The organism is Photobacterium sp. Ph5 (genome assembly GCF_022129445.1).
Lineage (GTDB): Bacteria > Pseudomonadota > Gammaproteobacteria > Enterobacterales > Vibrionaceae > Photobacterium.
Genome location: NZ_JADQAQ010000015.1, coordinates 68,957 through 80,382 on the forward strand (window position 1 = coordinate 68,957; position 11,426 = coordinate 80,382).

The following is an 11,426-nucleotide window of genomic DNA, read 5'->3' on the forward strand; positions in this document are numbered from 1 at the left end:
CAATAATATTAATATGCCGTTTCACTCACAAAGCCTTTAAAAATTGTTAAGAAAATAATCTTTAAATCTAAGCCTAAGCTCCAATTTTGCATATAACGGATATCATATTGAATTCGCTTTTCCATCTTATCGAGCGTATCTGTTTCACCGCGATAACCACTGATTTGTGCAAGCCCTGTAATACCTGGTTTGATTTTATGGCGAATCATATAATTATCTACAAGAATTCGATATTCCTCATTATGTGCTACTGCATGAGGACGTGGGCCAACAATCGACATCGTACCCTGTAATACATTGATAAACTGCGGTAATTCATCTAATGAAGTACGACGAATAAACGCACCAAATTTAGTGACTCGAGGATCGTTTTTAGTCGCCTGTTTCACCACGTCACTATTTTCCATCACCTTCATGGAACGGAATTTCCACACTTTAATTTTGTTACCACGAAGACCATAGCGATCTTGCTTAAATAAAATAGGACCAGGAGAGCTCAATTTAACGCCAATCGCAACAACAATAAGCACAGGCGCAATGAGTAATGTTATGACACTGCCGATAATCAAATCTTCTAAACGCTTAATGAAATCACCAATACCTTCAAAAGGGCTCGCAAAAACACTTAACGTATCCACATTACCTACACGACAGATTTGAGAAACATTCAAATTATAAGTAAAGAGATCTGGCACAACAAAAGTATCAATAGTTGTATCTGATAATTGATGTAAGAAAAAACGTATACGTTCTTTAGCAACCATAGGCAAAGCAACATACACATCATCAATTTCGCCTTGTTTTGCTAAAGAAATAAGATCGTTAACTTTTCCCTTGCACTTAGATTTTGTTAAGTAACTAAAGCGCTCTTCACCACGATCATCATAATAGCTAATTTCAAAATTTGTATTTTTGTATTTCTCTAATAACGCTTTCTCTATCGCTAAACCTGCTGTTGTCATTCCAAGAATAGCAATACGGCGCGTTTTTTTATGACGCCCGATGTATTTGATCGCATAATAAACAACAACACGCGAACTCCAAATAACTAAAAATGACCACATGAACCAAACAAGTCCGATATGACCAATAAAACCATGTACATCTACATGATCAATAAAAGCAAAGAAAGCAGTTATCGCTAAAACACAAAATTCAACAAGTAAAAAGTTGCCGAGTAAGCGCAGGGTCATTCGTCGAAAGTTAGCACGATTTTCTTTATCGTAGAATCCAACATAGTGTCCACATGCTATAAAAGTAACACTGACAAAAATACCATACAATAAATCAAACGGTGATGGCTCTTGGGCAAATAATGCAAAAACAATAGTAAGGGAGAAATTTATAACTAAAAAGTCAAAAAACTTAATTATAAATGAATAACCATCATCAGCTATTTCAAGAGTTTTTCTTTTCATTAACACGTCCGCTTTATTCCAATTAGGAATATTAAATATTCTAACAATTACTTACACAAGTATTTTTATTCGTGATAGGAGAGCAATCTCGTATACGCCAAAAAATAATACATGAATTATTACTAGTATATACTTTTTATCTGAAATGGCTGATTTTAAATACCAAATTTATGTCAAAAAAAAAGCTCAGCATTTATTATGCTGAGCTTTATTCATTCAGGAAACTTATTTAAGTGGTAGTGTTTCTTTTACATATTCACCAGGTGCAGTATAAAGTGCTTTATAATTATCACTTCCAATATCGCGAGCCGGTACTTTTTCTTTCTTATTAAAATCACCTAACCAAGTATCCCAATGCGTCCACCAAGAACCATCTTGACGTTTTGCATTATCTAACCAAGATTCTGGGTTTTCATCTTGTTTATCACTTAGCCAAAAACCATATTTATTCTTTTTAGGATGATTAACAATCCCTGCAATATGTCCAGACTCTCCCAGTACAAATGTCGACTTTCCGCCTAATTGCTGCGCGCCTCGATATGTTCCTTGCCATAAAGCGATATGATCTTCTTGGGTAGAAATAAAGTATGTTGGCACTTTGATTTTAGATAAATCAATAAACACACCACCAATTTTTATTCCTTTATTATCGACTAACTTATTATTTAAATAGAACTCACGTAAAATAGTACTATGGCATGCCGCTGTAACATTCGTACTATCGCCATTCCAATAAAGTAAATCGAAGTCTATTGGGCTATTACCTTTTAAGTAATTATTAACGTAATAATTCCAATAAAGGCTGTTTTCACGCAATAAGCTAAACGTCACACTCAAAGAGCGGCCATCCATATAACCATTCACATCGTTCTGTGCTTCAATTGCTGATACTAATGGATCATTAATATAAGCACCAATTTCACCCGGTTGTGAAAAATCAAGTAACGTTGTAAAGAATGTTGCCGACTTAATTCGATTACGCATACGTTTTGCTGCATAATACGCAAGTGTTGTTGCTAATAACGTACCACCAATACAGTAACCCGCTGCATTAATTTGTTTTTCGCCAGTAATATCTTCAATAGCATCAACGGCTGGAATAACACCTTCAAGTACATAATTTGCAAAATCAATATCTCTTTGTGATGCACCCGGATTTCTCCAAGACATCATAAAGACAGTATGCCCTTGCTCTACCAGCCAACGAACCATTGAATTATTTTCACGTAAATCAAGAATATAATACTTATTGATAAACGGAGGAACAATTAATAACGGTGTACTATTAACATTTTCAGTTAATGGTTTGTATTGAATAAGTTCAAATAACTCATTCTTAAATACAACTTCACCATCCGTATTTGCAATATTGACACCCAGTTGGAATGCGTCGCTATTAGTCATGCGAATTTTCAAAACATCCGCACTGCTCTGCATGTCTTCTTGCAATAACTCCATCCCTTTAATTAAGTTTTCGCCGTTAGTTTCAACAGTTAACTTAGCCAGTTCTGGGTTTGTGGTGACAAAATTAGTTGGTGACATTGCGTTAATCGCTTGACGCGAAAAAAAACCTAAACGTTCTTTCGCTTTATCATCGACACCTTCAATTGAATCAATAGCTTCACGCATAGTGTCGCTAAAGAGTAAGTAAGATTGCTTTATATAATTGTAAAACGCTTCATTTTCCCATGCAGGATCACAAAAACGCTTATCATCTTTTGCTGGCTGAATTAACGCTTTCCCACCATCAGTTGATGGCATCGCGATGTTCTGCCAGATTTTTACTTGTTTTTCCCACCAGTCCATCTGGACTTGAGCAAGTGCTGCTGGCTGTGTTGCTGCTTTTTCAAAAAATTCAGCAGTATCTTCCAGATTAATTTCATTCAGCGCTTTATTTAATGGGGTATTCATGGCTGCCTTGCCGGAGTCTAACTCCTTCCACCATAGCTGGTTCATATCCTGGAGCTTGGCAAAGTAGTCCGAAAAGAAGTGATTGTTCATAACAAAAACCCTGTACTTGGACTAATTCAATCACACTTAACGACCATTTGGCCCAGCATAATTGAGATAAGCTGTAACAAAAATAGTCGCCCTCAAAGACATGAGAGCGACTAAAAAATAAACCTTAAGCTACTGGTGTTGCTTTTTTAACATTGTCAGCAACAAGCTCTTCTACTTCTGTTTTGAATGATTGAGCAACAGCGTTGAACTTGTTGCTATCATCAATAAGCTGCTTAGAAAGCTTAGTCAACGTTTCAAGTTGTTGGCTATTGAACGCAGTTAGAGATTGGATATCTTTTACTTCGCTAACAGCTTTAAGCTGAGACAGACCTAAATCACTGTATGCACGAACTGCTGCAAGTTGTAGCTCAGTTAGCTCTTCAACATTCTTAGTGAATAGTTTGTTGAACTTAACGTATGGTGCTAGTGATTTTTCAGTTTGCTCAGAGAACGACTTAAACATTTCCGTATACATAGATCTTTCCTCATTGATAGTAATAAAGCACTGCATGTATCCTCATACAGCGCCGATATTTAGATAAAAATTAAACGCGTTTTAGAATAACGGCTGTACCCATACCACCACCTACACATAAGGTCGCAATACCGTACTGATCTTCGCGGCGGCGCATTTCATGTAATAAGCTCACTAAAATACGATTACCTGATGCACCTAGTGGATGACCTAGAGCGATAGCTCCGCCATTGACGTTTGCACGTTCAACGAGATCTTCAACTTTTGAATTCGTTTCTTTTGCTACTTCATAAAGCACACCTAGAGCTTGACCTGCAAAGGCCTCGTTAAACTCTAAACGCTCAATTTTATCAATTGATAGTTGTGCTTTATCTAATGCTTTTAGTACTGCTGGTACAGGCCCTAAGCCCATAATTTCAGGAGCAATACCTGCTTGCGCGTAACTTTCAATTTCAGCAAGTGGCGTAAGGTTGTATTTATTTACAGCCGCTTCTGAAACAACAATAATTGCACTACCGCCATCATTAATACCTGATGCGTTACCAGCGGTAACAGAACCATCACGTTTAAATGCAGGTCGTAGTTTTGCCAGACCTTCGATTGAAGCATCTTGTTTCGGGTACTCATCGGTATCAACAACAACAGTTGCACGACGACCTACCACTTCTACAGGTGTAATTTCATCAACAAATTTGCCTTGCTCAATAGCAGCAACAGCTTTTTGTTGGCTCGCTAGTGCGAAATTATCTTGCTGTTCACGTGTTAAGCCTACTTTCTCAACAACATTCTCCGCGGTTACACCCATGTGGTAATTATTAAAGGCATCCGTTAAACCGTCAGCAATTAATAAATCGCTAAGTTCAAGGTTGCCCATTTTTTGCCCATCACGAATTTTCGATGATGCACAAAAAGGAATTTGAGACATGTTTTCTGCGCCAGCAGCAACCACGATATCAGCATCACCAGCTTTGATGTGCGCGGCTGCATCCATTACCGCTTTCATACCACTACCACACACCATATTTAATGTGTATGCAGGTACTTCATTTGGAATGCCCGCTTTTAAAGCAGCTTGTCGACCCGGTCCCATACCTTGACCAGCACCAACGACATTACCGAAAATCACTTCATCAATCGCTTCTACTGGCACTGATGTTTCTGCTAACGCGCCTTTAATTGCGGCTGCGCCAAGTTCTGCTGCTGTTACTGATTTTAGTGCGCCGCTAAAACTACCAATTGGTGTACGTTTTGCAGCAACAATAAATACCCTAGCCATATTAATTCGCGTCCTTACTTAATAAATTCAATAATCAATCATGCTTATTGCATGTATAAGCCGCCATTTACTGATAATGTTTCACCAGTAATATAGGCTGCTGCATCACTTGCTAAAAATGTCACCGCTGCTGCTACTTCTTGTGGTAGCGCTAATCGACGCATTGGAATTTCAGCTTTAATTGAATCAAGTACTTCAGGTTTAATCGCTTCAACCATTGGTGTACCTGTATAACCCGGAGCAACGGCATTCACAGTTACGCCAGCACGTGCGCCTTCTGCTGCTAGTGCTTTTGTAAAGCCAATCATGCCAGCTTTCGCTGCTGAATAGTTTGCTTGACCAAACTGACCTTTAAGTCCATTCACTGATGTAATATTAATAATGCGAGCATTACCTTTCTTACACATTGAATCGAATAAAGGTTGAGTAACATTAAACAGGCTGTTTAAGTTTGTGTTGATTACTGCATTCCATTGATCAGCAGTCATACGCTTAAACGTTGTATCTTTAGTGATACCAGCGTTATTGACTAGCACATCAATTTGACCTTCTTCTTGAAGTAATGTTGCTAACGCTTCTTGACAGTAATTTGTATCAGTTACATCTAATGGAAATAGTCGAACAGACTCAGATGAATAATTATTTGCAGCGAACCACTCTTTAGCTGCTTTTTCACCCGTTGGGTAATACGTTGCAACTACACGAAAACCTGCATCAACTAATGCTTGAGTGATCGATGAACCAATACCACCTTTAGCACCTGTAACTAATGCGACTTTACTCATTTAAGGCTCCTTCCTTACTTTATCTAATCATTAATACACTTGATAAACTCAAGGTTTGTTTCATAAATCTAACAATTCAGCCCTGTGAGCCATATCGGTTCGTTTATTCAACCTGACTTACATATTAGGCTTCATATAATACAGATACATTACAAACCCGTTGCATATTTAATATAACAACACAGATGCATATTGATAGCAAGAAAGGAATTAACAAATTTCACTCTATTTGATATTGGCATTAACAAATCAATCAATATAATTAAAACGACAAATTGAAATTTAACAATAAGAATGTAAATTCATACCGTATAGCTCTTACCTGAGTTTTTTATTTCACTAAAAAACAGACTGTTAGCAATAATTTTTATTCATGCATAAGAATCAATGTTACGAAGTTGTTGCCATTGCGTTTCTTGTTAATTATTTGTGAGTAATATTGTGCATGACTCTTAAAAGAAAGGTGGTTGATTGTTTTTTGAGCGCATATATTTCAACCTTTGTTTGCAGTAATTCACAACACAAGGCGACATACATTACTTGATAACTTTTTTTCTGCCCTGATATATGAAGAGGTGTAAACGTTTTGAATGAATGGTTGATGACTATTCTGATCATTAAAAAACGTGAACTAAAGCCATATTAGATAGTCTCAGCTTATTTACTTAATGTATTAAGTAAGTCCTAGAGGAAAAATAATTTATGTTAGCGAGTACTTTTCAACGATTAAATCACTACTTACAAAGCCAGGTCATTGGTCAACCTGATTTAGTGAAACAGTTATTAATTGCTTTACTGGCTGATGGACACATCCTTGTAGAAGGTCCTCCAGGACTGGCAAAAACACGCGCTGTTAAAGTGCTTTCTGATTGTATTGAAGGTGAATTTCACCGTATTCAGTTTACGCCCGATCTATTACCTGCTGATTTAACAGGTACTGATATTTTTCGTCCTGAAACAGCTGAATTTATTTTTCAACCAGGCCCTATCTTCAACTCCTTAATCCTTGCAGATGAGATCAACCGTGCGCCAGCAAAAGTACAGGCTGCAATGCTTGAAGCTATGGCTGAAAAGCAGATCACCGCTGGTCGAAAAACATACCCATTACCTGAGTTATTCCTCGTAATGGCAACACAAAACCCAATTGAGCAAGAAGGTACTTACCCACTGCCTGAGGCACAATTAGACCGTTTCCTGTTACAACTTAATGTCGATTATCCAAGTGCTGAAAGTGAATTAGAGATCTTACGTCTAAACCGTGGTGAAGCATTAGGTATTGAGAAGGCAGAGCCTGTTCATATTAGCCAACATGATATTTTTGCTGCGCGAAAAGAAGTGCTTAACATTCATATGGCAGAAGATGTAGAGCATTACATTATTCGTCTCGTCATGGCGACACGCCAATCTGAAAAGTTCAGCTCTCAGCTTAAAGATTGGCTTCAAATGGGTGTTAGCCCACGTGCAACATTAGCCCTTGATCGTTGTGCTCGAGCTCACGCTTGGCTAAGTGGTCGTGATTTTGTTACACCAGAAGATATCCAAATAATGGCATACCCAGTTTTACGTCATCGCTTACTACTTAGCTATGAAGCACAAGCTGAAGGTATTGCCGCAGATCGCGTAGTTGAAGAATTGATTTCACAGGTCGCTAGTATATGAGCAAATCACACTTAACCGTAGCGCTGCCACCCCATAGCGATGGGGTTAATGTGTGTTTGGCTGAGCTACTGCAATATAAGAATCAGGCCGTGCGTTGGTTGCCACCAGCGCACAGTATCTGGTCACAATTAAATGGCCTACATCAAAGTCGCCACAAAGGACGTGGGATGAACTTCTCAGAAGTACGTCCCTACCAAGCTGGTGATGATATTAGAGCTATTGATTGGCGTGTAACCGCACGTACAGGCAAAACACATACCAAACTATTTACGGAAGAACGCGAGCAACCCGTTATGTTGCTGATTGATTTAAGCCGAAGCATGCAATTCGGTTCACAATTAATGCTGAAATCTGTTCAAGCGGCTCATTTTGCTAGCTTATTAAGCTGGCTTGCTATAAGTGAACAAGATCGTATAGGGGCAGTCATTTATAACGGTTTGAATGTTAATGAATGTAAGCCAACGGCACGCCAGCAAGGTCCACTTCATATCATCAATAAGCTTATTGAATCACAACAGTTAGCATTAAATGCATTAGAACAGCCTCAACAATTTAACTTTTCTGATGCATTAAAACGGTTACACCACCTTTGTTCAAAAGGCAGTGAAATCATTATTATCAGTGATTTTAACCAATTATCACTTAATGATAAGCGACGTTTAACACAATTACGTCAGCATAATCGCATTCAGTTTGTTCAAATCCATGATCCATTAGAGCAAGGACAAACACAATTTAGAGGCTATGAACACGTTGCCGATAAACAACAATCGGCATGGCTTAATTTTTCATCAAAGAAAACACGTGATTCATTAAGTCAGCAGTATCTAACGCATCAAAACTTTGTGGCTGATATCGCGAAATCACTGGCGATCCCTCTACATTATTTATCTGCAGCGGAACCTTTGTTGCAGCAATTAACAACGCGTCAAAGGAGTTAAGTAATGGCAACACCAAGCGTTCAGCAACTTCCTTTAGCGGATATACATCTTCCTCAAGCTCCTAGCTTTTGGCCTTTAGCATGGGGGTGGTGGGTATTATTTGCCGTTGTGATTTTCGCTATTGCAGTAGTAGTCACTCTTATTAGGCGTAAAAAGCATGCTGATGCTGCACAAAAAGAAGCATTACAGAAACTTTCGCTAATAACAGAGGAACAAGGGTTACCCGCTCTTAATACATTACTAAAACAAGCCGCGTTAAGTTATTACTCGCGCACTATTGTTGCACCATTAACAGGTGAGGCATGGTTGGCATTTTTAGATAATCAACTGCCCGTAAAATATAGTGGCTTTTCAGAACTTAAATCGGTGTGGCTATCAGGTTCATTTTCAAATACACCATTGAGTAGTGATGAGTTTCAACAATGTAAAACAATGGCAAACACATGGCTTAAACATGCTTTGCCGCCGCGAAAACTACCCAGCATGACGCAAAAGGAGTCTTCAAATGTTTGAATTTGTATGGCTTTGGGCTTGGGCATTGTTGCCTTTAGCATGGCTAGTTTACCGTTTTAGTAAACCGGTTGTGCAACCTGCGGCAATTCAATTACCCAAATTACCCAGCGGTGTTGGTCAAAAACAGCCTCGCTCTATCATACGTAAAGTATTAATGGCTTTACTGTGGACTTGTCTAGTCTGTGCTGCTGCAAGGCCGGTTTGGTACGGGAACCCTATCGAAATAAAACCCGAACACCGGGACATGTTATTGGCTGTCGATTTATCGGGCTCAATGTCAATTCCAGATATGGTGACTAAAAATGGGAAAAGTATTGATCGCTTAACCGCAGTAAAGCATGTGTTATCGGATTTTATTGAAAAACGAAAAGGTGATCGCTTAGGTTTAGTCCTTTTCGCTGATCATGCTTACTTACAAACACCTCTTACATTTGACCGTAAGACAGTTGAACAACAACTAGATCGTACTGTTTTAGGCTTAATTGGGCAAAGCACTGCAATTGGTGAAGGCCTAGGTATTGCGACTAAAACCTTTATTAACAGTAAAGCGCCACAACGGGTAATTATTTTATTAAGTGACGGTGCAAATACCTCTGGTGTGATTGATCCACTTGAAGCCGCTAAATTAGCCAAAGAAAGCGGTGTAAAAATCTATACCGTAGGTGTTGGTGCCGATCAAATGGTGCAGCAAGGTTTCTTCGGTGATCGCATCGTCAATCCATCACAAGATCTTGATGAAAAGACTTTAACTGAAATCGCCAAGATGACGGGCGGTGAATATTTCCGAGCACGTAATCCACAACAGCTTGAGAAAATTTACGACATCATCAATAAACTTCAACCTGTCAATAACGCCCAACAAACATGGCGTCCACGTGATGAGTTGTTCCGATATCCTTTAGCCATAGCATTACTACTTTCTGTCGTCATTGCTGTTATGAGGAGACGTCATGGCTAATTTTACTTTTATGCACCCTATGTGGTTCTTGGCACTTGTGCCATTAGTCTTCCTTTTACCTTGGCTTAAAACCAAGAAACAAACCACGGGGTTAATTGCGCCACACCTAGCGAAAAAATTAGGTATGGCTCAACCTAAATCGGCATCATGGCCCATTGCCATACTCACTTTAGGCTGGCTAATCGCTGTGATTGCGATGGCTGGCCCTAGTTGGCAAAAAGTAAAACTACCTGCTTATAACCTAAGTGGCGCACGCGTATTGGTAATGGATATGTCCCGTTCTATGTATGCGACCGATATAAAGCCGAACCGTTTAACACAAGCACGTTTCAAAGCACTTGATATGTTGCCGGGGTGGAAAGAAGGCAGTACAGGATTAGTCACCTATGCTGGGGATGGTTATGAAGTGAGCCCGTTAACGGCAGATAGCCATACTTTAGCAAACTTGATCCCTAGCCTATCGCCAAAGATTATGCCAATTCCTGGTAGTAATGCTGCGGCAGGTATTGCTGAAGCGATAAAGTTACTTAAACAGGCTGGTAATAGTACGGGTGATATTATCTTAGTGACCGATGGTATGTCGAAGCAGGAATCAGCTAAAAGTTTAGCCGAATTAAAAGGTACTAAATATCGTGTCTCTATCTTAGCAATGGGCACAGTTGATGGAGCACCTGTTCCACTGCCTGATGGTCGATTATTAATGGATAATGGCTCACCTGTTATTTCAAAAATTAATCTGAAAACACTAGAACCTATTGTTAAGCAAACAGGTGGTATTTTACAGATGGTTCAACCGACAGACCAAGATGTTAATGCGATTGTCCACTTCACTGCAAAACCACAAGATAGCGGTAAAAAAGATCAACAAAAAGAACTACAAGAACGTTTAAATGGCGGATTTTGGTTAGTTTTACCTTTGTTATTACTGGCATTGCTTGGTTTCCGTCGTGGCGTTGTCATTGCCACTATGTTCTTCTTTTTACCCATAGATCATGCACAAGCAAGCCCATGGGTAAATGCAGAGCAGCAAGCTTACCAAACTTATACCGATGGTAAATATAAGCAAGCGGCACAAGATTTTGAATCTCCGCAATGGAAAGGTATCGCTGAATATAAAGCAAAAAATTATGCTCAAGCCATTGAAACCTTAAAGCCATTACATGATTCAATGTCGCAGTACAACCTAGGTAATGCTTATGCACAAAGTGGTAAATTACAGCAAGCGGTAGATACCTATGAAAAGCTACAGAAAGCCGATCCTAACTACCCAGATGTTAAGAAAAACCTCGATATCGTGAAGAAAGCACTGGAGCAACAAAAGAAACAACAGCAACAAAATCAGCAGAATCAGCAGAATCAGCAGAATCAGCAGAATCAGCAGAATCAGCAGAATCAGCAGA

The 11,426-nt window shown here is 39.0% G+C and carries 10 protein-coding genes; 5 read left to right on the top strand and 5 right to left on the bottom strand.

Annotated elements, in window-relative coordinates; all coding sequences use genetic code 11:
- Positions 1 to 8: 8 nt before the first annotated feature.
- The 5 genes from I3259_RS08175 to I3259_RS08195 all read right to left on the bottom strand — a co-directional run bounded on the left by I3259_RS08175 (position 9) and on the right by I3259_RS08195 (position 5,955).
- Positions 9 to 1,418 (bottom strand): undecaprenyl-phosphate glucose phosphotransferase, encoded by a 1,410-nt coding sequence (locus I3259_RS08175; RefSeq protein WP_238029164.1) that lies wholly within the window; start codon positions 1,416 to 1,418, stop codon positions 9 to 11.
- Between the two features lie 225 nt (positions 1,419 to 1,643).
- On the bottom strand, positions 1,644 to 3,419 hold the full coding sequence (gene phaC, locus I3259_RS08180) for a class I poly(R)-hydroxyalkanoic acid synthase (RefSeq protein WP_238029165.1): 1,776 nt from the start codon (positions 3,417 to 3,419) through the stop codon (positions 1,644 to 1,646).
- 124 nt (positions 3,420 to 3,543) lie between these two features.
- Positions 3,544 to 3,894 carry a phasin family protein gene (locus tag I3259_RS08185; protein WP_005364186.1) on the bottom strand — a complete coding sequence of 117 codons (351 nt, stop codon included), beginning with the start codon at positions 3,892 to 3,894 and terminating at the stop codon, positions 3,544 to 3,546.
- Positions 3,895 to 3,964: 70 nt separating this feature from the next.
- On the bottom strand, positions 3,965 to 5,170 hold the full coding sequence (locus I3259_RS08190; RefSeq protein ID WP_105061880.1) for an acetyl-CoA C-acetyltransferase: 1,206 nt from the start codon (positions 5,168 to 5,170) through the stop codon (positions 3,965 to 3,967).
- Positions 5,171 to 5,214: 44 nt separating this feature from the next.
- Complete coding sequence (locus tag I3259_RS08195) at positions 5,215 to 5,955, bottom strand: SDR family oxidoreductase (protein ID WP_238029166.1); 741 nt, start codon at positions 5,953 to 5,955, stop codon at positions 5,215 to 5,217.
- A 702-nt stretch (positions 5,956 to 6,657) separates the two neighbouring features.
- Between I3259_RS08195 and I3259_RS08200 the strand changes: the two genes are divergently transcribed.
- The 5 genes from I3259_RS08200 to I3259_RS08220 all read left to right on the top strand — a co-directional run.
- Positions 6,658 to 7,614, top strand: coding sequence for a MoxR family ATPase (locus I3259_RS08200; RefSeq protein WP_045082486.1), 957 nt, complete (start codon positions 6,658 to 6,660; stop codon positions 7,612 to 7,614).
- The gene (locus I3259_RS08205) at positions 7,611 to 8,555 is read left to right on the top strand and encodes a DUF58 domain-containing protein (protein WP_045128018.1); all 945 of its coding nucleotides are present in this window, start codon (positions 7,611 to 7,613) and stop codon (positions 8,553 to 8,555) included. Before I3259_RS08200 ends, I3259_RS08205 begins: the two co-directional genes overlap by 4 nt.
- 3 nt (positions 8,556 to 8,558) lie before the next feature.
- Positions 8,559 to 9,068, top strand: a complete 510-nt coding sequence (locus I3259_RS08210; protein ID WP_238029167.1) for a DUF4381 domain-containing protein — start codon at positions 8,559 to 8,561, stop codon at positions 9,066 to 9,068.
- Positions 9,061 to 10,026 (top strand): VWA domain-containing protein, encoded by a 966-nt coding sequence (locus I3259_RS08215; RefSeq protein WP_107259822.1) that lies wholly within the window; start codon positions 9,061 to 9,063, stop codon positions 10,024 to 10,026. The genes I3259_RS08210 and I3259_RS08215 overlap by 8 nt, the downstream gene beginning before the upstream one ends.
- The coding region (locus I3259_RS08220) for a VWA domain-containing protein (protein ID WP_238029168.1) at positions 10,019 to 11,426 on the top strand (1,408 nt) is incomplete at its 3' end. The genes I3259_RS08215 and I3259_RS08220, both read left to right, overlap by 8 nt.

What these genes read in the sequence shown, in the direction of transcription:
- phaC (WP_238029165.1), bottom strand. Translation starts at nt 3,419, where the DNA reads ATGAACAATCACTTCTTTTCGGACTACTTTGCCAAGCTCCAGGATATG.
- I3259_RS08175 (WP_238029164.1), bottom strand. Translation starts at nt 1,418, where the DNA reads ATGAAAAGAAAAACTCTTGAAATAGCTGATGATGGTTATTCATTTATA.
- I3259_RS08185 (WP_005364186.1), bottom strand. Translation starts at nt 3,894, where the DNA reads ATGTATACGGAAATGTTTAAGTCGTTCTCTGAGCAAACTGAAAAATCA.
- I3259_RS08210 (WP_238029167.1), top strand. Translation starts at nt 8,559, where the DNA reads ATGGCAACACCAAGCGTTCAGCAACTTCCTTTAGCGGATATACATCTT.
- I3259_RS08195 (WP_238029166.1), bottom strand. Translation starts at nt 5,955, where the DNA reads ATGAGTAAAGTCGCATTAGTTACAGGTGCTAAAGGTGGTATTGGTTCA.
- I3259_RS08190 (WP_105061880.1), bottom strand. Translation starts at nt 5,170, where the DNA reads ATGGCTAGGGTATTTATTGTTGCTGCAAAACGTACACCAATTGGTAGT.
- I3259_RS08215 (WP_107259822.1), top strand. Translation starts at nt 9,061, where the DNA reads ATGTTTGAATTTGTATGGCTTTGGGCTTGGGCATTGTTGCCTTTAGCA.
- I3259_RS08205 (WP_045128018.1), top strand. Translation starts at nt 7,611, where the DNA reads ATGAGCAAATCACACTTAACCGTAGCGCTGCCACCCCATAGCGATGGG.
- I3259_RS08200 (WP_045082486.1), top strand. Translation starts at nt 6,658, where the DNA reads ATGTTAGCGAGTACTTTTCAACGATTAAATCACTACTTACAAAGCCAG.